Origin of the sequence: Undibacterium sp. Rencai35W (assembly GCF_049340185.1) — a bacterium.
In the GTDB taxonomy this organism is placed as follows: Bacteria; Pseudomonadota; Gammaproteobacteria; order Burkholderiales; family Burkholderiaceae_D; genus Undibacterium.
Genome location: NZ_JBMPPC010000004.1, coordinates 386754 through 410786, shown reverse-complemented (window position 1 = coordinate 410786; position 24033 = coordinate 386754). Strand labels below are relative to the sequence as shown.

Sequence of the window (24033 nt, the reverse complement as noted above, 5' to 3'; positions counted from 1 at the left end):
CCCGTTGATTGTGAAAAAGTGCTGAGTCAGTTGTTCTGATTCGGCACTTTTTTGTTTCGATGTTTTGTTTGTCCTGAGGACTGTTTTTAATAAAAATCCTGAACTCAATTACTCAATTACTCAATTACTCAATTACTCAATTACTCAATTACTCAATTACTCAATTACTCAATTACTCAATTACTCAATTACTCAATTACTCAATTACTCAATTACTCAATTACTCAATTTTTTCTGGTAATAAAAAAGCCTGCATAGTGTGTACTACGCAGGCTAAAAAATGCTGAGTTTGGTCACATGATCCAGCCCCAGCACAGGGAGGAAAATCTATACGTGATCAGCCCTCATCGTATCTGGGATCGGCTGTGTTAGTTTGCGACGACGACCCTTCAGCAGCGATACTAATTTTTTCAGGCTACGGTAGATCAGGCGCAAGAATGTCAGTGTGAACAGCGCTTCCAGTATGGTCATTGTGAACCCTAATACAGCGTTGTAGCGTTCCATCCGTGCACGCATCTTGATCATCATACGGTCGCGGGCGATCTCGATGCTGTCGTAAAAAGTGGGTACGATCAGCAGCGTCAGAATTGTTGAGGTGATCGTGCCACCGATAATCGCGATAGCTAGCGGACGGTAGAATTCGCCGCCTTCGCCGAGGCCTAAAGCAACAGGCATCATGCCGGCAATCAGCGCAAAGGTTGTCATCAGGATAGGGCGCAAACGTACACGGCCTGCCTGCATTAACGCATCTTCACGGTTCATCCCTTCAGATTCATTCTTACGTGCTGCATCGAGTAACAGAATCGCATTTTTCGCAACCAGCCCCATCAGCATGATGATGCCGATGAAGCTCATCAGGTTCAGTGTACTGCCTGTTACCAGCAGCGCCAGTACCACGCCGATTAACGACAAAGGCAGGGACAGCATGACGCCCAGAGGTGCAGTAAAAGAGCCGAACTGAATAACCAAAATCAGGTACATCAAGCCGATACCAGACAACAGTGCAATTAGCATGGCGCCGAATACTTCCTCCTGATCCTGACCTGAACCACCCAGTGACAAGCCATAACCTGGCGGGTAGTTAAAGGATTTAGCTAGCTTCATTGCGTCTTCAATGACTTCGCCGTTGGAGCGACCCTGTGCGTTTGCGGAGACAGTAATCGTACGCTTGCCGTTGGCATGCTCAATACCGGATGGTCCCTTGCCCATACTGATGGTGGCAATCTGGTCGAGCGGGATCATTTGGTTGGTACCTGTCACAGCGATCGGTAAGCGTTCGATGTTTTCTTTACTGACCCGGTCATCCGGATGCAGACGTACAGCAACGTCACGGGTTTCACCGGTAGGGTCGACCCAGTCACCGACTTCAATACCGGCGAAAGCAACCCGCAAAGCCTGTGCTGCATCATTGGACGAAATACCCATAGAATTGGCGAGGCCGCGGTTGAGTTCGATCTTCAGTTCTTTTTTTGGATCTTGTTCAGACAAACCGATGTCCACAGCTCCCGGTACTTGCCTTAATTTATCCATGTAGGCACTGGTGATTTCTAATAACTTGCGCGAATCAGGACCGGTGAAATCAATCTGGACCGGCTTACGTGCACCGTTATTCAGATCGTCAAGAACGACATATTCTGCACCGACCAGTGTCCTTACTTTTTCGCGTAATTCGACGGCGATTTCTTTGGCGGTACGTTTGCGCTCGGTCCGCTTGCCGATATCGACATAGATACGGCCACCGGCAGGATTGATGTTGCTATTGGTATCCTTGGTCTCTGGCAGTGTGCGGGCAATCGCAGCAGCACGTTCCATTTTCAGGCGAGCATATTCCAGTGAAGACGACGCCGGAGTGCGTACCTCGATCATCAGGTTGCCCGAGTCTGCCGTTGGCAAGAAGCTGGTACCGCCCCACTTTACTTGCAATCCCAGCGCACCGATCAGACTGATCAGGGCAATCGCGCCCATCCAGCGGCGATGATGTAAGGCCCATGCAATCACATGACCGTAGCGGTCTGACTGATGATCAAACCAGTCATTGAAACGGGCGAGAACTTTACTGATACCTTTTTTCGGCGCGGTGTGATGATCGGCAGGATCACCCCAGTAAGCGGATAACATAGGATCGAGCGTGAATGAAATTCCTAGACTGACCAGCACAGAGCAAGTCACCGTCAGTGCGAAAGGGCGGAACCATTCACCGGGCATACCTGGCATAAACGCGACCGGAATAAAGACAGCAATGATAGAGAAGGTGGTTGCTGCTACCGCCAGACCTATTTCTGCTGTCCCTTCAAGCGCTGCCGTGCGACGGTCAGAGCCACGTTGCATATGACGTACGATGTTTTCCCTGACGACAATCGCGTCATCGATCAGCACGCCAATTGCGAGTGATAAGCCCAGCAAAGTCATAAAGTTCAGCGTAAAACCGCATAGCCAGACGGCGATGAAGGCAGCGATCACGGAAGTCGGCAAACTCAGTGCCGTAATCAAAGTAGAGCGCCAGGAATTCAGGAACGCATACACCACAAAAATCGTTAAACCTGCGCCGAGAATCAGGGATTCGATGACGTTGTTCAGGCTATTCTGCGCGTCCTTACCGCCGTCACGAGTAATTTCGAGCTTCGTACCAAGTTGTTCTTTTTCCAGATCCTTGTTGATCTCTTTCACCGCCTCGCGTACTGACTTGGCGACGCTGACTGTGCTGGCATCGCGGGAACGTGTAATCTGAATCCCGACATTCGGTTTACCGCTGCGGATACTTAAGCCGTTCACATCGGCAAAGCCATCTTCAATGGTCGCTACTTGTGCCAAGCGCACAATCTGATCACCGTTGCGTTTGACGACGATACCCTGAAATTCTTCCGGCGACTCGATCCGGCCCACCAGACGTATGCTTTCTTCATCCAGCGTGCCGCGTACTTTACCGACCGGTGCATTGGTATTTTGTGCGCGCAATGCGCCGACTACGTCGCTGACGGAGACATTGAACTCGCGTAATTTTTCTGCACGTAACAAGACGGATAATTCGCGTTTCAATGAGCCGTTGACGATGACCGTGGCAACGCCGCTGATGCCGCGCAAGCGGTCGGCGAGTTTGTCCTCTGCCAGACGCGAAATCTCTGCATGCGTTTGCTTGCCCGATGACAGTGCCATATTAATGATTGGCTGCGCGGACGGATCCCAGCGCTGGATGATGGGTTCACGCATCTCGCTCGGCAACTTGTAGCGCACGCTGGAGATGACATTGCGTACTTCATCTGTTGCTTCGATCATGTTTTTCTTGAACGAAAACATCACGTCAAATTGTGCCGTACCTTCACTGGCGCTGGCATAGACTTCAGTTGCGCCGGAGACGCTTTGCAGAGATTTCTCGATACGGTTGATGATTTCGCGTTCGACGGTGTCTGGCGATGCGCCGGGATAAGCGATGATGACGGACAAGCCTGGTACTTCCACATCGGGATTCTGGTTGACGCGCAATTTGGTCAGTGCCAGCAGTCCCAGCGCCATCAGGGCGACGATCAGGACGATGGTCGCGGTCGGCCTTTTAATACTGAAATCGGATAAGAACATGATTATTTCCCTTGCGCTGAAGTGGCGGCGGCGAGTGTGACTTTAGCGGCAGCCATTTCTATGGTCTGTCCATCCTTAAAGCTGGAGCTAGGGCTGCGCATGATGATGTCGCCAGCGGTCAGACCGCTACGGATTTCATAATTGCCGGTGCGCTGATCGCGTTTGCCGATTTGCAGATCGACACGGCTCAGGGTTTTGCCATTGACCTTCCATGCATAGGATTTGTCACCTGCCTTGACTAAGGCGGCTTCTGGTACCATCAGAGCGCTGACAGTTGCGGCTTCGATATTTCCTTCGGCATACAGGCCAGAGACGCGTGGCTGGTTAGCGTCAGCAAAACTGACCAGCACCTCGACCTGACGTGTCACGTCATTCGCTGCGGGATCAACGCGAGTGACCTTGCCGCGGAATTCTTGTCCTGCGTAGCCATTGATGCGGAAGCTGACAGGCTGACCGACCTTGACCATCGCAATTTTGTCTGTCGAAACCCGGCCTGCAAAACGCATACTGGTCGGATCAATCACTTTCACCAGCTCTTTGCCGATAGAGGCGGTATCTCCGGCAGATACCTTGCGTTCGCTGACGACGCCGTCAAATGGAGCGCGTACCACTGTGCGTTGCAATTGCTGACGTGCCACAACGGCGCGCGCTTTGGACGCCGATAGCTCGCTCTGTGCGCTGTTACGGCGAACCTCGGCATCATCGAGTGCCTGCATTGAAGTCATGCCGGACGCACGTAAGGTCTTGAGCCTTTGCAGAGCGCGATCTGCCTGATCTAGTGCGGAGGCGGCATTGCGGGCATTGTCCTCAGCGGAGCTGAGATTGTCGCGGATCGATGTTTCATCGATCTTGACCAGAATATCGCCTCGTTTTACTACGTCGCCGTTTTCTTTCAGGACCTGTAATACGACGGCAGAAACTTCCGCGCGCAGATCAGCTTTGCGCTCCGGCTGGACTGATCCGGTAATGACCGGCCCTGATGCCAGCGCATTGCTTTGCACGGTCATGACGTCTTCTGGTGCAATGGTCAGTTTGGCGATCGGTGTCGCAGATTTTTTGTCTCCCGTTGCGCTGGCGCTGGCAGTTCCGCTTGCAGCGGTGCTGGCACTCGCTTTGTCGGCATCTTTATTTTCTTTACTGCAGGCGGCCAGGGCAGACGCAATGGCGAGGACGAGTAGTGTTTTACGTAACATGATGAATCCCTGTGCAGGTGAATGAGGGGAAATGGGTTAGCTTAACCAGATGGCGCAGTATCGGCCTGTATCAGACTAGCTTCAACCGCATAAGTTTCGAATTGCAGTTTTTGTGGGATGAAATGCGGTTTTGGCGACATGAAATGCAAAGCCAGGCTCTTGAAAAGATGCGTTCCGACCTCAGACTCGCGATGCTTCCTATGAAATCCCGGATCGGATCAGCTCTTGGTGAGATACCCGCTCTTGTACTATCCTGTGGTTTTACAAAAAATAATCGAGCAGCTATGAGTCTAGATATTCCGTTTTCCCAGGATGACATCCAGTTCCGTGATGCGGTGATCAGTGATGCCGAGCAGATCGCAGTGCTGGTCAACAGTGCTTATCGCGGTGATAGCAGTCGCCAGGGGTGGACGACCGAAGCGGATCTGTTACAGGGTGCCAGAATATATGCAGCCGAGGTTCGTGAGCTGATTCTGGCCGAGGCGTCTTTTATCTTGCTGTGTGTGCAGAATGGGATCACGATCGGCTGTGTCCATTTACAAAAAACCGATGGTGCCGCTTATCTGGGAATGTTCGTCGTGCAGCCGACTTTGCAAGGCAATGGCATTGGCAAGCAGTTTATGCAGATTGCTGAGGCTAGAGCACAGCAACGCTGGGGTATAGACAAAATCTGGATGACCGTGATCAGCGTCCGGCAAGAGTTGATTGCCTACTATGAACGCAGAGGCTATGCACGTACTGGCCGTTTCAAGCCTTTTCCCTCTGATAACGGCAAAGAAATGATGCTGGTTGAAAATCTGCAATTCGAAGAAATGGAAAAAATCCTGACCTGAACAGCAGGCAAGGCAAGCTAAAGCCGCAGACCAGATCAGTCGCGATAGAAATACAGCACCGCGCATAAAGCGGCGCCAACTGCATAGAGTAAGCGGGTATCGCTGCCGGTCAGGTAGGGATAAAACATCAGAGCGATACCCGTCCATTTGGCTTTGCTGCGCTCAGTCTTTTTCCCATACCGGTAGGCGGCAAAACCAATAATGCCGAATAAGATCGCACCGGCGAGATAAGCCGGTGTTGGCATAAGTGCTTCTAACAGCGAGTGTAATTGTGCTTCTTCCATATACTGGCAAGGCTCTCATCATTGACGATTAACAGGCGATGCTACTCTAAGCTGCGCCCCTGTGCTGTAAAGAAAAGGATAGAAGAGATTTCATTTTGTAATGCCTAAGCAAGATAAGCCTCTCAAGCCAATATCGCGCCAGAAGCCGCATAAATACAGCGGTTTGGATTTTTAATTGATTAGCTACTTTTTCTTCAGCTGCTACCGTAGCTACTGCGACCAGAGTAGCCACCTGCATCACTGCCGTCGCAGGATGAACTATCTGACTCGATACTAAAAAAGGTATAACCTCCCTAGTCCGTTGAGCACGGCCATGTACGGCGTAGCTGGATTCACTGGCCAAACCTGCCGCGAACATATTATCGGGATCAAAGCTCGCAGGGTAGTTTGTTATGCCCTCGGTTTTTCCATGTTCGTTGAGTTGCTAAAAACCGATTTTACCGGCATTAATCCGATAGCCAAATTCCCCCGGCATTTTTAAGCGTCGGTCCAGAGTGAATAATGCTGGTATCGTAGTGCTTCATTGGTAATGAGCGCTCTCTATGTCTCGCTGCTACCAGAGTTGCCGCGATAGCCTGACTCACTGTATCCGCCATGGTCATGGCCTCTACATGCGGGATGATTCGTCCGAAATGTTTTAGACAAAATTGGACCAGACCTGTTGGCGACAGGGCTTCCTAGGCATGGCATACCGAGTCGTTACTTTTGACGGCAACGCAAAGCCTGGTCGCTGTAACGGAACCAAAAACATCATCAAACCTTCTGCCGCGCGTACAAAAAAATGGCATCAACAGGGATGCCAGGAAATCCTTGATGAGAGGTCGTTTGCCAATATACAAATAAGTTGTCGGGAATGTTTTGTAAAGCTCGACGATGTAACGAGTAGCGAATGATAGCTTGACTGCCCAGCATGATCATTTTGTTTGAAACGGTATTGAGCATCTTATGCACTTTTATCTTGAGAGCGAAATATGACAATCTAATGGCAATTCGATGCCAAGGTGCATAATGAGTTTTACTTAGCTATGCTATTTATTAGCGATACATATCAAATATAGAGAGAAATGGCGAAAAAAAACCGGAAAAAATCCGGTTTTTTTAAATTACTTTACATAGATTTTTTTCGACGAATCAAGGTCAGTGCCGCTAAACCTAACCCAAGCATTGCAATCGAACTTGGTTCAGGGACATTACTAGCAGCCCCTCCAACTTCATACCCAATATCGACTAAGCCATATTGGTAGTGATTAAGAGCCGATGTAGGGAAGGTGTCTGCTGTACAGTTATTGCAGTAACGCATGTCATCATATTGAATAGCGCCGGTAGGATACCAGGAGGATGGTAAGGCATTACTGAAGTAATAAGCAGCACCAGGGGTGTTTGAAATCCCCATAACAAGGTAATCATGACCAGCCAGGAGTTGTACAGGAGATTCAAGATTTGCCCAATTCCAATCTGCACCGAAAACTGACCCTAAGGTTGTTTGGGCAAGTTCGGTATGTGTTGCAAAATCCCACAATGTCAGAGTATAGCTACCGTCAGTTACAGGGGCTATACCCAGTTGTGTAACCTCAATATCAGCCGCACCTGCTGTGAAGCGCCAGCCTCTGGCGTTTCCAAAAAAAATATTATTAGTATGAAATCCAAATGCTGTTGGATCTTGATCTCCAAGCGAATGAATAGTGGTGGCTGATGCTGATATTACTGTTCCCGCAAGTAATAAAATACCAACTAGTTGAGAGACGATTTTTTTCATCATGATATCCTTTAAAGAAATTTTGTATTTATCTAAAGCAATAAAGATGCCTTAAAAAAATATCGATAAAAAACAATACCTTATCTATTTTTCATGACTGAAATTTATAGATGCTGTAAAGAATTTCGACAGAGATTTGGCTTTCAGTATGAATCTTTGTCTTCACGTTCAAAATAAAAAATAGATGGTTCGGCTTGTACACGCGTCCTTCGTAGATTTTGTAAAGGTGGCCGGGCTGATTTCTGTCAGATGATTAATTTGGTTTTTTTAGCACCTCAATCAAACCATCAGACGCATCTTCGATGTAATCCAGTACCTGATCAAAACCGCGAGCGCCGCCGTAGTAGGGATCAGGTACTTCGTCTGCATCATTGTGAGTGGCATAGCTCATCATCAAACTGAGTTTGTGTTGATATGCCGCGGGGCAGATTTTTTCTAGCACGGCGAGATTATGTTTATCCATCGCGATGATTAAATCGAATTTGTCGAAGTCATCTGCAACGACTTTACGCGCTCGTTGACTGGATAAGTCGATCCCGCGTTTCATCGCGAATTGCTGAGATCGCAGATCTGGTTGTTCACCAATATGATACGCATGCGTGCCGGCGGAATCGAGCTGTAATTGATGACCTAAACCTGCTGCGTCGGAGCGCGCGCGAAATACACCCTCGGCCGTTGGCGAACGGCAGATGTTTCCCATGCAGACAAAAAGTATCGCCAGTTTTTTTTCAGAGTTCATGATCGTATAACTATGTTTGTTAATGAGAATTTGGAATGTAGTTTTATATTGATATTGTAGGTTGATACTCGCAGTTTGGTATGTCACGTAGATGCAGCGAAATATCTAATACAAATGCGACGTAACAATTCGCAACACATTCTTTGTCAACACATCGTCATCGGAGCGCGTTCTTGGCATACGTAGATTAACTACGTAACACAAACTAAATATAGAACAGGATTAATCATGAACAAGCTGATCGCCGCCTCCCTCGTTGCTGCTACCTTCGCCATGGGTACAGCGTTCGCACAAACTCCAGCTACACCGGCTAAAACAGTTGCGCCAGCTGCTACAAACTTAGTAGCGCAGGCGGCACCGGCAGCCAGTGCAGTAAAAGCATCAGCGACGACCACAGTCGCTGGTACAAAAACATCGATGCCAACAGCGATTGCTCCGATTGCGGATGCTAAGCCAGAGGCTAAAGTTGAAACGAAAACAGAAACAAAACCTGCTACGACAGCGACACCTGTTACTGAGAAAAAAGCGAAACATGTGAAACATGCTAAGGCAACGAAAGCAGCTAAAGCGGAGCCAAAAGCAGATGCAGTAAAAGCCGCATCAGTGAAATAATTCATCTTGCCCTAAGTAATAAAAACGCCGCATATCCAACGATATGCGGCGTTTTTTTATTAGCCTGCAAAGATCTTCTTAAGTATCTCCTGCCTGTTCAGTCATTGTCCCGGCTCGGCAAGTTCAGCAGGCATTGTCTGTCAATACGGACCCTTAGAAACCCTTACGAACGACTACCAGCCAGCGACTAAGGTGTATTTGCCGCTAGTTGCTCCGGTACCGCCCGCGTAGTAAATCACTTTCGCATAGAGCACTTTGGCGGTGGTGCCAGTATTGCTGTTGGTGACGGTATCGACAGCACCAGTTCCTGCGGTACTTGATGTCAGCTTAGTCCCCGTACTACTGTATAGCTCGAGATCATAGTCAGACGTCGCGTTTGGCGTCAGTTTTACTGTCAGTGTTTTCCCCGCAGGCAGACTGACCTGATAGTAATCCACATCGGTACTTGCGCTCATCGTGCCATTAACGGTGGTGTTCGCTGTACTGATCACGTTTGCTGTAGCGGTCGTGTTATTGCTTTCTGTTTCGTTGATGGTAGGACCTGTGGTGGTGGTTGATAAAATATTTTGTGCCTGGAATTTTGCCTTAAAGGTGTTCTCGTATGTTGCATCAGTCGGGAACAGATTATGTGCCGCATTCACAATTGCTGTTGCCATCGCTGGCATCTTGATATTCGACCCCAAACCAAAATGTGCCTCCAGAATAATCTGGTCGATATTCGCACGTGGCTTACCAGCAGCGATCAGTGACACCATCGCCTGGAATAAAGGTGTGGACCACAATTCATCTGACTGGAAAGTCACGCCGCCTTCGGTGACCGAGACGTGGGCGTCATAGCTTTTTGCGCTGTTGTACTTGGCATCGGTACGATTGAGCATGCGGCCAGCCCAGCAAGCGCCATGGCCATCCCAGCTAAACGCCCATTCAGGATGATAGATTTTGCCATTCGGTGTGCTATAAGAATACGAGGCTGCCCAGTAATCACCAAAGCCTTCGCCCATCCCGCCGGTATCGCCGCCACTCCAGCTGGAATTGATATTGGCCTGAATGCCATGACCATATTCATGCAAAATAACGTCGGCATCTTCGGTGTCATTCACGCAGCCATGACCAAATGCCAGATAGTCGCTGGAACCACCGCTGTAGTGAGAATTATCGTCACCATTCACACCGTCGGTATCGACATTCAGAGGACGATTGATGATCGATTTGGTACCGGTAAAACCGAGTGACTGGATATAACGTTGATTTTGATCGAGATGGAAATACACATTCGTGTCATCAAATGCGTTATTACCCCGCTTAGCTGTCCATACGCCATTGGTGGTCGTGCTTGGTGCGGTGTTTGGCGCTTCGATATTGGTGATGTTGACGTAAGGGCCGGATAATTTATACACACCGCCAGTCACGGTCAGATCACGCAAAGTCTTGGTCGAATAGGCGGCATCAAATGCCGATGCCGGTGACGTATCCGTCAGCGAATCTGTATTCAAAACCGTGCGTGGATCAGGATCGAATACCAGACCGCTACCGTTGATGCCAGAGGCGGCGGTTGCCAGTGTTGCAGTCGTTGCGGAGGCCGCGGTCAGTGTTGCGCCACCTTTTGTGTTCATCGCTTGCATCGCTGATTGACGATCCAGCGTTGGCCCTGCCAGCTCTGCACGTGCGGCGATTGAGCGATCTCCGTTTTTACCGATACGCGGTAAGGAGGTGGAGCGTGAGTCCAGCAGCACACCGTTTTGCGCATGGATATACTGGATAAAACCACCGGTGGGCATCTGCGCGGCGATTTCTACTTTATGGGCGAGCTGTACACCGTCTTTTGTCAGAACCCAGACCAAATTACTGCTTGGTGTGGCGACCAGCGGATGCTGGACTTTCATATTCGTCCAGGCTTTATCCATCGCCTGATCGGGTGTCAGTCTGGCCTGCACATACATCTGATTGACGGCATTGGCATCCATCTTATCGGTGATGTGTTTAGTCTCATTGAAAATTTTCAGCAGTTCGCCATTACGACCGATGGACACAATAATTTCGGCGCGATCAACCGGCAGGCCACGCAGCATTTGTTGATAGTAATAATGCTTGCCAACCAGAGAATCCTGTACCTTGGTCAGCACCAGATTGTCGAGTGTCGCTGGCAAACCATATTGCGTTGCGACCTGCCGTAATACATCCTGTGCCGAGCTGGCTTTGGTACCTGAGAAGACGGTGAGATTGTCAGTGACTGCGCTGCTGCCAGCAACTGCGACGCCAGAATAGGCGAGGAAAATGAGTGACGCTAAAGTAGAACGTGAATGATGCCGCATGCTATTACTCTCCCTGAGATTTTAATAACGGACGCCGGACGGCGCCTCATGTGGTAGTCCCGCCGGACCTTACGAGAACATCTTCAAGCCTGTATCTGAGTGCATCACTTCGTTGCAAAGGAATGCAATACTGAGGTATTGCAGGATCTTGCTTCTGGTGCTGCATGCCGGGACAGAGTTGCAGACGTGCCCTTATAAATCAAACAACGTGAAATGAGTATATAGCGAAGTTTTGTCCAAACATAGCAGGCAAAATCATTTGAAAATACGAGTACATCATGCAAATTGACGTTAACTTCACATAAATTGACGAAAAAAGCCGTGCTATAAAAAACAGCAGGTTTGATTCGCGATATAGAGGACGATGCAAGAGAATGCAGATGCCAAGAGCATTTCTGCACCGTAGCATCCTGCACTGTACTCCCTGATTTTTTATCGTTCTGTGCAGTTCATTTCCTGATGTCGTTTGTTACACTGTGATGCCGATTCACCTGTTTATCACTCCTCTATCTACGTGTCCCATACCGCATTTTTTCTCGTCATTCTCGCTGGACTCATACATGCACTTTGGAATATCGCCGCCAAAAAAGCGGGCGGTGATGTGCGCTTTGCCGGATTCACCAGTCTCATCATGATGCTGGTGTGGGCACCTGTTGGCATCTACGCGGGCTGGAATGTCGTACCCACCTGGGGTTGGCTTGAATGGGGTTTTGTGACTGCCAGCGGTATCCTTCATGTGCTGTATTTCATCACGCTGCTACGCGGTTATCGCAAAGCGGAGCTGACCGTGGTTTATCCGCTGGCACGCGGATTCGGTCCCTTGCTGTCGTCGACAGCCGCGATTCTGCTCCTGGGAGAAAAAGTATCCCTGGCCGGTGGTCTTGGAATCATTGCCGTGGTTGGCGGCGTATTTCTGATCGCGGGGGGACCTAAACTGTTTCGCTCAGTCAGCGATCACGCCCAGCATGCCCGAGTGCGAAAAGGCATTGTCTACGGTCTGCTGACGGGCTTATTCATTGCAGCTTATACCGTACTCGACGGATATGCCGTCAAGGTGATCCTGATATCGCCGATTTTGATCGATTATGTCGGTAATTTCATCCGCATCGCTTTGCTTACCCCGGCATTGTTACGCGATCATCAGGCGACCCGGGCATCATGGCAGCGTGAATGGAAATATGCCTTGATCGTCGGTACGATCAGTCCGGTGTCGTACATGCTTGTGCTATATGCGATGCAGAATGCGCCCCTCAGTCACGTAGCACCGGCGCGTGAGGTATCCATGTTATTCGCCGCTCTGATCGGCGGACATTTGCTCGGTGAAGGAGATCGTGTGCAACGTATTATCGGTGCCTTGTGTATCGCCACCGGCGTTATTGCCCTCGGAAATTTTTAATGAGAAATCGCCGGATATACAAAGCCCACAAAATGAATTGCATTGACCAGGAAATGCAGAACGATTGCCATCGCAATCGCACCTGAGCGCTCGTAGATCCGGCCATACCCTACGCCTGCCAGTGTTGCCACCACGATCATCCGCCAGCCGCCCCATGCATGCGCCAGCCCAAATAGCAGCGCGGCGATACCAATGCAGAGCCAGCGATGTTTCGGCAGCAGTGTTAGCAATCCTTGTTGCACGCCGGCGCGAAAAAATGCTTCCTCCGCCAGGCAAGTGAAGAACAAATTCACGCCCAAAAAAGCCCACGCGTTCGCTGACCACTTCCACTGCGGCAGCGTCAGGCCAATTACTACGGCAATGATAAAAATCCCAGCCAAGCTTGTTAGCATCAGGCGCCACAGACCGGGATTGCGCCAGATCGTACCGCGTCGGCTGGCATCGTCACGACAAAATACCGCTAGCATGACTAAGCCCGCAATCGCCTTATCCAGGTGCAAATAAAATGGTTTGGCGTCAGTGCCTGTGAATACATTCAATTCAGGTAAAGCGATATCAGTAAACCCCGGCAGTTTGTGCAATGCCAGCAATAATCCCAGCAGGCCTGTCAGCGTCATTGACAGTTGCCGTCGCCTGCCCTTGGCCTGCAGCGCAGCCCAGCCAGCAGTGCTCATCAACGTGATGAGCAACAAGCCGACCGGCGTGACATGGGCTGCATAAACCGCCCACGCCATCGTCAGCACAAACATACTCATCCATACGCGCTGCCCGGCCAGGCAGAACCAGGCCATCGCGGTAGCGCAGAACAAATAAAAAATTACCGGCATAGATCAACAACAGGCATTAAATGATTTCAAAGAAAAAGCAGCAACAAAAAAAGAACAGCAGATAGGGGCAATAATTTGAGGTAGTGCACATTGTCATAAAGCCCTATAAATCACAAGAACCAGGACATGGATTTAACCTTGGTTTTCTATTCGAGTATTGACAAGCGGGCCTCCGTCCGCATGAAACCATTCACATTAAACCGTGCACCCCAGCCGAGCTGAACAAACTAAAAATAAATCTGCTTGCTGTGAGAGAACTGAGTTCTACCGGCAACTTGTAACGTCGGGCGTTCTTACAAATATCATGTTGTTGTCAAATAACTATTAACATATCTGATTAAAATCAATCACTTAACAAAACTGGTATAAATTATGCAATGCGTGTTGAGCGCCCGCCGTTTTGACAGGCGTAGATCCTTTTAATTCCCAATGGAGATACTATGTCCAACGCATTATCAAAATTATTTGCTGGCCTGGCGCTAGTGGTTACCTGTCTTTCGGCCAACGCCTACGTCGTCGGGGGTGCTGCCAGTTCCCTTATTCCTAGCAGCGGTAACTGGGCCTGGAACGGCTCTTACATGACGGGCTTTCGTGGAGCACTAGAGAATGCAGCTTATTTCGGTCCCGCCGGTATTGTTAATCGCACCATCACCACAACCAATCTCACCGCAGTCAATAGCAGTACGCTGGCAGGCGTCGATATGTTTGTCGGAACTTGGGTTGCCGATAGCGAAGGCGCCGGTTTTTCAGCAGCGATCATGAATTATTTTCTCGGTGGTGGTGACCTGTTCCTGTTGCAGGATGATTCCAGTCACGACGTTCTGGGGACAACCTTAGGGATGAGCACGACGGGTAGCACGGGCTCCGTCTCTAATGGCGGCGCGCCGCTGTTCAACGGCCCCTTCGGCAACGCGACCAATGTCCAGCAGTTCTATGCTGTCGGTCAATTGGATGAGTCCGCCATTTTGGCGCACAACGGCCACGTAGGCGGCCGCAATGTTGAGAATCAGGTGACCTCAGCGTTTTGGCACGCTGGTGAATATGCACCGGGCTCCGGATCTCTGTTTATCATCGCCGACATTGACATGATTGCGACCACTAATTTATGCGGTCAGCCACTCTGCGGTGCCAGCTACGCTCCGCTCAATAACAACGGTATTTATGCGTTGAATACATTTAGTTTTTTACAGCAAAACGGTGGCAATCCTATCCCGGAACCAGCCAGTATTTTGTTAGTAGGAAGCGCGTTGGCAATCCTGGCGGTACGTCGTCGTAAAGGGTAACTAAAGGGTAATAAATCATACAATCCAGATCCGTTCTCGACAAAGGCCGGAAAAAAACTAAAGCTCCTTCGGGAGCTTTAGTTTTTTGTACCTTGGCGAGTGTGCGGTTATCTCAGGTTTTGTATCACCCAGATCGTCTGGTCATATAAATCACGCGCGGGCATGGCGCTTTATCATTTTTCTGGGGGCACCAGAATGACACCGTGATTGACCAGCGGCGGCAAGAAATTTCTATCAGATCCGGCGCGTCACCCATTCCCATATTGCAGGTTGATTCCAGCGCATCATCCAGCAAGTTCGCCTGAAAATAGCCGTAGCGGCTCATTTTTTGTAGGGTCTCGTAGGCGAGTCCGGGCTCTACCGTACCGGGTCGCATCATCAGCTCCCGCTCCTTCAGCGGTACCGTGGTTTCCAGCTCGGCACGGCTACAACTCCACTGCCCCTGATCGCGCACGCATTGGGCAACGTAGTACAAGGGCTGTCCTTTGAGTCGGGCATGCGGCAGACATTTCACATCGGCGAAATTCGGATTCGCTGCGCGTGGCTCAAATGATCGTGCGTCAATGTCTGCCACACCGACCTGATATTTTTTGACGCAGACCACCTGCTCTAGCAAGAGCCGTTCATTTCGGCTGAGTTTGACCGGAAATGTCTGATCAGTCTGGCCATTAGCCTGTGCCAGCCCCACCGGCAAGGCATAGACCAGCGCAGTCAGCACAATCCAGATGAGGCGTTTCGTAAGTGCGGTGGCAGCTCGTGATTGCATGGATGAGTCATCCGTAGCGTGTGTTCTCATGGTCGAAAAACTTATTCCTGGATTACTATATTTGCTGGATAGGGAGCGGATAAACACCGAACAAGGACCGGATTTTTCTTAGCACTGTTCTGATTACTTACCTCGCTCAGATTGCTCAGATTGTATAACGGGATTGTCATGGGTAAAAAACAACATCCGCAATCGCCATGCGGGTTTGCAGCCAAATTAGCTCAGTAGCCCGCATCAGCATTGCGGTTTGGTAAAACAGTTTTACAAATTAACAGTCGATTATCTGCTGTAGTTTGCGTTATTCTTTGCATTAAATGCAATATTGACGCTTATATTTTAGGCAGGCACGCCACGTGTCTGGTCATGTCGCGTCGTAGTGAAACCAAATTTGTTATAAATACAGGGAGCGTTTGGACTGACTGGTATGGATAAGCACATCGTTTATACAAAGACCGCAAAAGGACTGACGGAAGCCATTGGTAAAACCAGGCAGCTGTCCCGCGGCCTGCGCATGCTGCTGAAGGAGATTGATGGCAACGCGTCGGTGGGTGCGATTCAGGTCAGTCTTGATCATCTGTCTGACAAAAAATTAGAGAAAGCGCTGGCACAGCTACTCAAAGATAATTACATCCGCATTTTCGACACGCCGCGCCGTCCGCTGAAAGATGTGCCTGCAGAAATTGCCAGCAAAGCGCCTTCTCCCGACGACATTGATTTTTCTACGATAGGTACCTTCCAGGAGTCGCTACTCCAGCTCACGATGAGCGCGTTTTACAATGCCGTCGAAGCGCAGAACGCTGCCGACGCGATCGATAGCAAGGGTCACCCCAGTGCCGCTGCGGCGGATATCCCGGTCGCGGCACCTGTTGCGAGAGAAGCGCCACCCGCCAAATTGGATCCCGCGGTGCTGAGTCGCCTGCCCAAAGCGATCGCCGATATTGATCCGAATATTCAAGAGCTTGCAGAGTTCGTCGGACGCCTGGAGATCGAGGCACGCGCCAAGCAAGACGCCAAAGAAAAAGCCCGCAAAAAAGCCGAAGAGGCGCGTCTTGCCAAGCTACAAGCACTACAAGAAGAACAGGCGCAAGCAGCCCGTGCAGCGCAAGAACTTGAGGTAAAAAAAGCCAAGATCCGTGCCGATCAGGAAGCGCAGGCGCAAGCAAAATTGCAGGCCGAAGCCGTAGCGAAAAAACAGGCCGCTGAGGAAAAAGAAGCAAAAGAGTCCGCGCAAAAACTAGCACAACAACAAATTCAAAAAGAAGCAGAAGACAACGCTAAAAAAGACGCTCAGGCTCAGGCGTTGCAACAAGCAGAAAAAGCCGCCCAGGAAAAAAAGCAGCGTGATGCCGAAGAGCTGGCACTCAAACAAATACAACAGACGCAAGAACAAATCAAAGCACTCGAGCAAATCCATAAAGACGCTCGTTCCAAGGCAGAAGAGCATTCGCCAAAAGAGGCAGAGCAACTGGCCCGGCACGTCGCTGAAGAACTGCAGCGTAAGGTCGCACAGGCACGTGCCCGTATGGAAGCAGAAAAGAAAATTCTGCGCGAAGAAGAAACAAGAAAAGCCCGCGAACACGCCGATAAAGAAGCCCGGCAGCTCGCCGGAGAACATGCGCAGCGAGCGACTGAGCAGGCAGTAGCAGAATCAGCCCGTCTCGCCCTGGAAAAAGAGCAACAAGTTCAACGCGAGTTCGTAGCGCGACAAGAAGCCGAGCTTGCAGCTAAAGTTGCAACTGAGGTCGCAGCCAAGGTCGCTGCCGAGACCGCACGTCAGGCCGAGCAGCAACAGCAGCGTGAAGCAGAGGCCCTGCGTATTGCCGAGATCGCCAAAGCAGAACAGATCGCCCGCGAGCAAGAGCAGACGCGCTTAGCCGCAGAAGCCGCCGAGCGAGCCAGGCTTGCAGAAGAACAGCAGGCACGTATCGCCGCCGAGGCGAAAGCAAAAAAAGAAGCGCTGCAACGTACCAAGGCTGCAGAAGAGCGACAGTTCAGAGAGCAGCAAGCCCGTATCAAAGCAGAAGCCAAAGCCAGACAAGAGGCCCAGGCGCTAGCAAAGGCAGAACAAGAACGTCTGGCGCGTGAAGAGATGCAGCGTCAAGAGGCAGAAGCCAAAGCCCGACAAGAAGAATTAAAACAAGCAAAGGCCGAAGAAGAGCGTTTAGCACGTGCAGAAAAACTCCGTCAGGAAGCGGACGCCAAAGCAAAACAAAAAGCATTAGAACAAGCCAAATCAGAAGAAGAACGTCAGGCACGCGAAGCACAGATCCGGCTGGAGAACGAGGCCAGAGAACAGCGAGAAAAAGAAGCCGCTGAACAGGCAAGAATCGCACAGGAACAAGTCCGCATTGACGCCGAGACAGAAGCGAAAGCTAGAGCCATAGCCGTAGCACAACAAGAAGCGCTCGACAGAGAAAAAGCAGAGCAAGAGCGGCTTCAGCAAGAACAACAAGAACAACAAGAACAACAAGAACAACAAGAACAACAAAAACAACAAGAACAACAAAAAGAACAGGAACGCCTCGCAGCAGCAGCCAAAGCCGAGCAAGAAGCCTTAGAGCATGCCATGGCTGAAGAAGCACGTCTCGCGCGCGAAGAGCAGATCCGTCTTGAGGCTGAGGAAAAAGAAAGATACGCACAAGAACATCAGGAACTACAACGTCAGGCAGCCGAGCAAGCCAGACGTGCGCAAGAAGAACAATTGCGGCAGGAAACAGAAGTCAGAGCGCGACAAGAGGCTCTAGAGTCAGAGCAGGCCAAAGCCGATGAAGAGCGCCGGGCAAAAGAACTGCAAGCCCGCATAGATGCTGAGGCCAAAGCAGAAGCAGAACGACTGGCACATGAACAGCAAGCTCGTCGTGACGCTGACGCCAGAGAACAACAAGAGCGCGAGGCAGCAGAGCATGCCCGACTCGCTAAGCTGGAACGAGAGCAGGTGCGGATCGCCGCAGAAGAGCACCAGAGGCAAGAAGCATTGCTACGTCAATCGGCGGAAGAACGCGCCATCAATGAGGCCAGCGAGCGCCAGCGTTTAGAGCAAATCGAACAGGAAAGACATCGCGAACAGGCGCATCAACTGACCCTGGCCAAAGAAGCCGAGGCTGAGCGTGCCCGTAAAGAAAAAGACCAGGATGTGCTCAGCGGTATCGCCGCACTGGCAAAACAAGAAGAGCTGGAGCGCGAGCAGCAAGAGCAAGACCGCATTGCGCGGGAAGCCGAAGAAGCGCGCCTGAAAGTCGAGGCAGAAGAGGCCGCGATCCGCAAAACCAGAGAGCTGGAAGAAATGCATGCGCAGGTCGAAGCACGCAGGCTGGCCAAACAAATGCGGGCAGAGGCTCGCGCAGAGAAAAAAGCCGAAGCTGCCAGACAATGGTCAGCCAGATTCGCCCGCGCCAGAGATGCAATTATCAACAGCGTCATAGACACACTGATCAAGAAACTCAGCGTCATTGTTGTCGCCAGCATTGTCGTCGTGATGACCATGATGCATTTCACCTCGTTCGACCGTCAGGCGCTCATATTTCAACGGGCGATCACTAGCGCGACCGGGCAACCCGCAACGATGAATGGCGTCTATTTCTCTCTCCTGCCGCGTCCGCATTGGCGTGCCGAAGGTGTCACCATCGGTGACAAGCAGCAGATTCAGATACAAGAAATTTCTATCGCCATCGACCTCACTACTCTCTTCGACGACAAGATCGCATTAGGGCGCATTGATATCAGCTACCCGCAAGTGAACGAGCAGGCGGCAGGCTGGCTCCTGTTCCAGTCGCGTGCACAAATGCACGAGCAATTCGGCCCTGTTTATGTAGACGATCTCAAGCTGGTGTCACCGAATTTTTCGTTGGCGCCATTGGATGGACATGCCGAATTTGATCGCAACGGACACTGGACCAAGATGGTTCTCGATTCGAGTGAACACCAATTTCATGCAGCCTTGATCCCCGACGGCACTGGTGTCAAGTTCGATATCAATGCAGATGCGTTTGCCGTACCGTTTGGCGCGGGTGTCACGATGAAGCAGTTTCACAGCGTCGGCATGATGTACGAAGACCGTTTCGATATTAAAGAGTTTGGCGGCGGCCTGTACGACGGCGTCATCAGCGGTAGCGGTACGGTGAAATGGGACCCGCGCTGGAGTTTTACCGGTAGTTTCAACGCCATCGAAATCAACCTCCCTGGCATCGCTCCGAGGCTGTTTGGCAGTGGTAAATTGCGCGCTAAAGGCCGTTACAATATGCAGGCCAAAACCAGCAATAAACTTTTTGCCGGATCACGTATCGATGGCAGCTTCAATCTCGGTAGCGGCGAAGTGATCGGTGTCGACATCATGAACGCATTTAAAAACGCGCAGATGGGTGGCCGTTCCAATTTCAACGATATGAGCGGCAACTTTACCTATTCCGCCAACCGCATTCAGGTGCGAGACATCCGCATGAGCGCTGGCCTTGTCACCGCTACCGGCTATGCATGGATCGATGCCAATGCCGGACTCAGTGGCCGCTTCGCCATCGACCTGCAGTCCCCCTCGAACCGCGAGCATGCCGATATTTCCTTATCCGGCAAAGTCAGTGAGCCTAAGTTTGGCGAGTGAGCAGCTTAGGATGGGAACTGTTAAAAAGCCTTAATCACTCTTCCATAGAACGGCTTACGCCTGTTGATGTGATTTTTCAATGGGGATTTTATTAATTTCCAGACACAATCCCGCAGTATCCATGCGGGTTTGCAGCGTAAAAGCCGCCAGCAGCCGCATAATCATTGGGCATTTTAATTGTGCGTACCTCAAAATACGTCATCAATGCGTAATCCGGGTAAGCGGATTCATCGACAAGCAAGACAGCAGGCCAAAAACAGGCAATTGTACTGATCGGCTTTCTAGTGGATAATTCTGATCTATGAACGATACTACGACACCTCCAAGCCTGCCCGATCGCCTCTCTATTGATCCTCGCAGCCCTTATCACATTGCCGCCGTGTTTGAACACGAAGTCGGTATCAAATTCAACGACAAAGAACGTCTCGACGTCGAAGAGTATTGCATCAGCGAAGGCTGGATCAGAGTCGCTGCTGGCAAAGCCCTGGATCGTAAAGGCAAGCCGCTGATGATTAAAGTCAAAGGCAAGGTCGAAGCGTTTTATCGCTAATCCTTTGCGCCATGAGTGGCGTGTAGATTCGCCATAATACGATTTTGATCAAGGCAAAATACAGTACAAAATAGAATAAAAAAACGGGTCAGTATCGGTTATCGATGCTGACCCGTTTACTTTAGTTTGCTTGCATTTGCTTAGGGTTTCGTCAGGCTGGCGCTTGTAGACGCAAGTAAGCGCAAGTCGCGCAGGCGCTGGTGTAAGGCATCGTCCCAGTTCAGCTTTTGCTGTAGCTTGGCGCGCAAGTAGTGTTCGGTGAAGACATCCAGATACGCCTCTAAGGTTTGCGCGGCCAGAGTGTCACCAGCCAGTTGTAAGCACAATGCCGTGACTTCGGAGGTGCACAGATTTTCTTCACGTTTGGAGCGGCGCAGGCGGTAGCGTGACAACTGTTCCGGCATCAGGCTCAGCACGGGCAGGTGAGCGAGGTAAGGACTTTTCTTAAAAATTTTGCGCGCCTCGGGCCAGGTCGCATCCAGCAAAATAAACAGAGGACGCTTGCTGTCGGCGTGGTCTTCCTCCTTTACTGGCAGCAATTCCGTGACCACCCGTTCCGGCGCGACAAATTCCCCGGGGAACACTACATACGGCTGCCACTGCGGATCGGCCAGCACCGCCAGCAACGCAGGATCTACCTCAGTCCGCGCCCAGCCGAACGCCATCGTGTCCGGCACCACGTCGGCAATCAGCCAGCCCGTGTTGCTCGGTTTTAGCGTCTCATGCTCGGCCATCAGCAGACACACTCCAGCTCGCGTAGGCACCACCGGACGCAAGGCGCACAGGCAATGGCTCAGGATCAGACGACAGCCCCCGCAACGTTCGCCATGCGGTCCGCCACGCGCAAGAAAAGGCCGCGTACTCTTTTCCAGACGAGCAGAGCGAAGACGGGACACTGCGTGGGGTAAGTGGGATTTCATCATAAAAATACGTACATCAAGGTCGGAATCTGGCGCAGGTGCATTGGCCGCAATCTCACACAAATAATCACGGCGACCAAAGTCCAGCATTCTAGAGCAATCGAGTCGGCATGCCTATGAATGATCTGAACGATCATTCTCAGACAAATTTTGGCATCATGATCGAGTCACGCTCAACCAAGGATCAGGCAAAAATTCGATCGGTAGCCTTTCACCCTGACTGGTAAATTCGACAGAGCTGGGACATACACAAACGGGACGTACACAAACGGTATCCACTCTCCACATTGAAAAAAAAGCAGCAAGGCTGGCACCTTGCTGCTTTTGGACTTTATCTTCTGTACTTACGCACACACCTTACTTGATTGCCTCGCCCCGATCAGAGGGTTTTTAGAAGTCCTTGTCTCAGGTGCTAAGCCACAACCGAATGGAGGCACGCTCATATTTCACATTCAGCTAATCAGTACGCCCTCAGTTCGCATAATTCCCGAAAAACAATCCACGGAAGCGCTTACGAAAAATCACGACCGTACCAGCCAGTAGCATCATCACCAGGTTAAAGCTGAGAATTTTAGTCCCGCCAAGGTCAACAAAAGGCACGGCGTTGGACTGCATGGTGGCAGCATTCAAGCCGCGGTCATAGGTCGCACCGATCACATGGCCTGCGTTGTTGATGGCATTCGTCAGGTACAGACCTTTGCCGCTTGGGTGCAGCAGCATTTTATTATCCCGCCAGACGAAGGAAAGACGACGGTCGCCAAAACGCTCGTTAGTCAGTTGTACCGTCCCCACGACATGGCCCGCATTGTTGATACCGGTAGCGAAGCTGTCGCCGCGGCCAATGATTGCGCCCAGATCGGTCATGCGTGTGCCGTCGTAGACAAAGGCATGCCAGGTACGGTCTTTCATCTCGGATGCACCGACGACGATCCCCTTGTCATTGATCGCGGTCGCCGTACTGAAGCGGCCGCCCAGCGTCCCAAGATCAATCATGCCGCGCTCAGCATCATAAAAGAAAGCATGACGCGAGCCATCTGGCGTCGTCGCAGTACCAACCACTTGCCCCACATTATTGATGCCGCTGGCGTAGCTGATTTTGCCGCCAAAGGTGCCCAGGTCTTTAAGCGGTTGCCCGGGTTGATACAAGAACGCATGCCAGTCGCCATTCGCCGTATCAGCAAAGCCCACCGCAGCACCAGCGTTATTCAGCGCCATGCCATGGCTATTGATACCACCCAGCGTGCCCAGCTCTTGCATGCCATTGGTACGGCTGTAGAGGAACGCTGTCCAGCTACCGTCCTTCTTGTTCGACGAACCGACAAGCTCGCCCTTGTCATTGATACGCTTCGCTTCACTCTCTGTGCCGCCCAGCGAATCCAGCACGATCAGCTTGCCCTTATCAAAAAAAGCCGCATGCGGCACACCTTTTTCATCCTCAATCACCACAGCAACCTGACCAGCCGCGTTCATATCATTCGCGATTGATCCACCCTGCTTAGGCGCAGCAATCCCAAGCGACTGAGTAATTGCACCGGCCTCACCACCCGCCAGAGCCAGCAGAAAAAAACAGCGACGTAGAACATAACGCATACCAGAATCCTTTCAGGTTGGATTGTGCAAACGAAAAAGTCGTATGTAAATGTACATCAATAATGCTTGCTGTAGATGCCAGATTGTTATGGCTTGTGGTAAGGTGGAAAGAGATAGCATGCATATCAAGGTGTCACTGTACGAAGCGCTTTCTAAAACTATTACTATAGCTCCGCTATTATTAGTCCTGTTAAAGCTCGTTTAAAGATTTCTGCAATAAGATAATTTCTTTGAGTCTCTGTCGCACGTCAGGATTGCTATCGATATTTTCAAGTAATTGCTCCATTAATTTCGTGACGCGTGCAGAAAGTATTTTTTTTCTTTCAGCTATATCTCTTTTACGTCTGATTTGAGTTCGACTCAGTCGGTTAAGTAATAGCTTTGTTACCATGTAATTGATGGGCCCTTGTTTCTGAACTATACATCCGTCATCTCTGACAAATAAATACTCATGAGGATCATGGAAAAATCGATCAATGTATCCGATAGCACCTACAAAAGGCGGATCACCAATATTTTTCCCGCAAGGCCAGTCATTAGTTTTTAATCTGTTACATTTGGCGCAAGATAAATAAAGATTGTGCGGGTGGGTTTTTAACAGTGAAAAATGATTTTGAGGTCTAAAGTGGTCTAACTGCATTCCCTCACCACCATTCTCTTCCAACGTTATGTCACAGTACACACAACGATATTGGCAATCTTCAGAAACCATGTCGCGGTTTTTTGTGTAATCTGCATAAAATGTATTTTCGCCTGGAATGTGGTACTGAGCCTCAACTCTTCTAGTTAATTTTGGAAAGTACAT

At 50.5% G+C, this 24033-nt stretch carries 17 protein-coding genes; 6 read left to right on the top strand and 11 right to left on the bottom strand.

The genetic code is table 11. The features are described from left to right. Positions 1-327: 327 nt before the first annotated feature. Together ACO0K3_RS11315 and ACO0K3_RS11310 are read right to left on the bottom strand one after the other, a co-directional pair. Complete coding sequence (locus ACO0K3_RS11315; RefSeq protein ID WP_422984623.1) at positions 328-3573, bottom strand: efflux RND transporter permease subunit; 3246 nt, start codon at positions 3571-3573, stop codon at positions 328-330. 2 nt (positions 3574-3575) lie between these two features. Continuing rightward, positions 3576-4766, bottom strand: coding sequence for an efflux RND transporter periplasmic adaptor subunit (locus tag ACO0K3_RS11310; protein ID WP_422984621.1), 1191 nt, complete (start codon positions 4764-4766; stop codon positions 3576-3578). Positions 4767-5050: 284 nt separating this feature from the next. Here ACO0K3_RS11310 and ACO0K3_RS11305 point away from each other — a divergent pair, with 284 nt between their 5' ends. Next, on the top strand, positions 5051-5599 hold the full coding sequence (locus ACO0K3_RS11305; protein WP_422984619.1) for a GNAT family N-acetyltransferase: 549 nt from the start codon (positions 5051-5053) through the stop codon (positions 5597-5599). Between the two features lie 35 nt (positions 5600-5634). On the opposite strand, the gene ACO0K3_RS11300 is transcribed toward ACO0K3_RS11305, so the two are convergent. From ACO0K3_RS11300 to ACO0K3_RS11290, 3 genes are all read right to left on the bottom strand, one after another. Beyond that, positions 5635-5844: a hypothetical protein gene (locus ACO0K3_RS11300; RefSeq protein WP_422984617.1), complete on the bottom strand. Its 210-nt coding sequence runs from the start codon at positions 5842-5844 to the stop codon at positions 5635-5637. A 1147-nt stretch (positions 5845-6991) separates the two neighbouring features. After that, positions 6992-7642, bottom strand: coding sequence for a PEP-CTERM sorting domain-containing protein (locus ACO0K3_RS11295; RefSeq protein WP_422984615.1), 651 nt, complete (start codon positions 7640-7642; stop codon positions 6992-6994). 250 nt (positions 7643-7892) lie between these two features. Then, positions 7893-8378 carry a low molecular weight protein-tyrosine-phosphatase gene (locus ACO0K3_RS11290; RefSeq protein WP_422984613.1) on the bottom strand — a complete coding sequence of 162 codons (486 nt, stop codon included), beginning with the start codon at positions 8376-8378 and terminating at the stop codon, positions 7893-7895. A 228-nt stretch (positions 8379-8606) separates the two neighbouring features. On the opposite strand from ACO0K3_RS11290, the gene ACO0K3_RS11285 reads away from it, so the two are divergent. Then, positions 8607-8990 carry a hypothetical protein gene (locus tag ACO0K3_RS11285; RefSeq protein ID WP_422984611.1) on the top strand — a complete coding sequence of 128 codons (384 nt, stop codon included), beginning with the start codon at positions 8607-8609 and terminating at the stop codon, positions 8988-8990. Between the two features lie 173 nt (positions 8991-9163). Here ACO0K3_RS11285 and ACO0K3_RS11280 read toward each other — a convergent pair whose 3' ends face one another. Then, entirely contained in the window at positions 9164-11302 is a 2139-nt protein-coding gene (locus ACO0K3_RS11280; RefSeq protein WP_422984609.1) for a hypothetical protein, read from the bottom strand. 514 nt (positions 11303-11816) lie between these two features. Between ACO0K3_RS11280 and ACO0K3_RS11275 the strand changes: the two genes are divergently transcribed. Then, complete coding sequence (locus ACO0K3_RS11275) at positions 11817-12698, top strand: EamA family transporter (RefSeq protein WP_422984853.1); 882 nt, start codon at positions 11817-11819, stop codon at positions 12696-12698. Here ACO0K3_RS11275 and ACO0K3_RS11270 read toward each other — a convergent pair. After that, on the bottom strand, positions 12695-13525 hold the full coding sequence (locus ACO0K3_RS11270; protein WP_422984607.1) for a lysostaphin resistance A-like protein: 831 nt from the start codon (positions 13523-13525) through the stop codon (positions 12695-12697). The genes ACO0K3_RS11275 and ACO0K3_RS11270 overlap by 4 nt on opposite strands. 440 nt (positions 13526-13965) lie before the next feature. Here ACO0K3_RS11270 and ACO0K3_RS11265 point away from each other — a divergent pair, with 440 nt between their 5' ends. Then, on the top strand, positions 13966-14808 hold the full coding sequence (locus tag ACO0K3_RS11265) for a PEP-CTERM sorting domain-containing protein (protein WP_422984605.1): 843 nt from the start codon (positions 13966-13968) through the stop codon (positions 14806-14808). Positions 14809-14932: 124 nt separating this feature from the next. Here the strand turns inward: ACO0K3_RS11265 and ACO0K3_RS11260 are convergent, their stop codons facing one another. Further along, entirely contained in the window at positions 14933-15574 is a 642-nt protein-coding gene (locus ACO0K3_RS11260; protein WP_422984603.1) for a hypothetical protein, read from the bottom strand. Between the two features lie 424 nt (positions 15575-15998). On the opposite strand from ACO0K3_RS11260, the gene ACO0K3_RS11255 reads away from it, so the two are divergent. After that, positions 15999-20168: a hypothetical protein gene (locus tag ACO0K3_RS11255; RefSeq protein ID WP_422984601.1), complete on the top strand. Its 4170-nt coding sequence runs from the start codon at positions 15999-16001 to the stop codon at positions 20166-20168. Between the two features lie 301 nt (positions 20169-20469). After that, positions 20470-20718 carry a DUF3297 family protein gene (locus ACO0K3_RS11250; RefSeq protein ID WP_422984599.1) on the top strand — a complete coding sequence of 83 codons (249 nt, stop codon included), beginning with the start codon at positions 20470-20472 and terminating at the stop codon, positions 20716-20718. A gap of 140 nt (positions 20719-20858) precedes the next feature. Here the strand turns inward: ACO0K3_RS11250 and ACO0K3_RS11245 are convergent, their stop codons facing one another. From ACO0K3_RS11245 to ACO0K3_RS11235, 3 genes are all read right to left on the bottom strand, one after another. Then, positions 20859-21641 carry a tRNA-uridine aminocarboxypropyltransferase gene (locus tag ACO0K3_RS11245; RefSeq protein WP_422984851.1) on the bottom strand — a complete coding sequence of 261 codons (783 nt, stop codon included), beginning with the start codon at positions 21639-21641 and terminating at the stop codon, positions 20859-20861. 468 nt (positions 21642-22109) lie between these two features. Further along, positions 22110-23228 (bottom strand): HAF repeat-containing protein, encoded by a 1119-nt coding sequence (locus ACO0K3_RS11240; protein WP_422984597.1) that lies wholly within the window; start codon positions 23226-23228, stop codon positions 22110-22112. 190 nt (positions 23229-23418) lie between these two features. Continuing rightward, the gene (locus ACO0K3_RS11235) at positions 23419-24033 is read right to left on the bottom strand and encodes an HNH endonuclease (RefSeq protein ID WP_422984595.1); all 615 of its coding nucleotides are present in this window, start codon (positions 24031-24033) and stop codon (positions 23419-23421) included.

Excerpts from the sequence above, each read along its gene's own strand:
- ACO0K3_RS11315 (WP_422984623.1), bottom strand. The coding sequence starts at position 3,573 with ATGTTCTTATCCGATTTCAGTATTAAAAGGCCGACCGCGACCATCGTC.
- ACO0K3_RS11310 (WP_422984621.1), bottom strand. The coding sequence starts at position 4,766 with ATGTTACGTAAAACACTACTCGTCCTCGCCATTGCGTCTGCCCTGGCC.
- ACO0K3_RS11305 (WP_422984619.1), top strand. The coding sequence starts at position 5,051 with ATGAGTCTAGATATTCCGTTTTCCCAGGATGACATCCAGTTCCGTGAT.
- ACO0K3_RS11300 (WP_422984617.1), bottom strand. The coding sequence starts at position 5,844 with ATGCCAACACCGGCTTATCTCGCCGGTGCGATCTTATTCGGCATTATT.
- ACO0K3_RS11295 (WP_422984615.1), bottom strand. The coding sequence starts at position 7,642 with ATGATGAAAAAAATCGTCTCTCAACTAGTTGGTATTTTATTACTTGCG.
- ACO0K3_RS11290 (WP_422984613.1), bottom strand. The coding sequence starts at position 8,378 with ATGAACTCTGAAAAAAAACTGGCGATACTTTTTGTCTGCATGGGAAAC.
- ACO0K3_RS11285 (WP_422984611.1), top strand. The coding sequence starts at position 8,607 with ATGAACAAGCTGATCGCCGCCTCCCTCGTTGCTGCTACCTTCGCCATG.
- ACO0K3_RS11280 (WP_422984609.1), bottom strand. The coding sequence starts at position 11,302 with ATGCGGCATCATTCACGTTCTACTTTAGCGTCACTCATTTTCCTCGCC.
- ACO0K3_RS11270 (WP_422984607.1), bottom strand. The coding sequence starts at position 13,525 with ATGCCGGTAATTTTTTATTTGTTCTGCGCTACCGCGATGGCCTGGTTC.
- ACO0K3_RS11265 (WP_422984605.1), top strand. The coding sequence starts at position 13,966 with ATGTCCAACGCATTATCAAAATTATTTGCTGGCCTGGCGCTAGTGGTT.
- ACO0K3_RS11260 (WP_422984603.1), bottom strand. The coding sequence starts at position 15,574 with ATGCAATCACGAGCTGCCACCGCACTTACGAAACGCCTCATCTGGATT.
- ACO0K3_RS11255 (WP_422984601.1), top strand. The coding sequence starts at position 15,999 with ATGGATAAGCACATCGTTTATACAAAGACCGCAAAAGGACTGACGGAA.
- ACO0K3_RS11250 (WP_422984599.1), top strand. The coding sequence starts at position 20,470 with ATGAACGATACTACGACACCTCCAAGCCTGCCCGATCGCCTCTCTATT.
- ACO0K3_RS11245 (WP_422984851.1), bottom strand. The coding sequence starts at position 21,641 with ATGATGAAATCCCACTTACCCCACGCAGTGTCCCGTCTTCGCTCTGCT.
- ACO0K3_RS11240 (WP_422984597.1), bottom strand. The coding sequence starts at position 23,228 with ATGCGTTATGTTCTACGTCGCTGTTTTTTTCTGCTGGCTCTGGCGGGT.
- ACO0K3_RS11235 (WP_422984595.1), bottom strand. The coding sequence starts at position 24,033 with ATGTACTTTCCAAAATTAACTAGAAGAGTTGAGGCTCAGTACCACATT.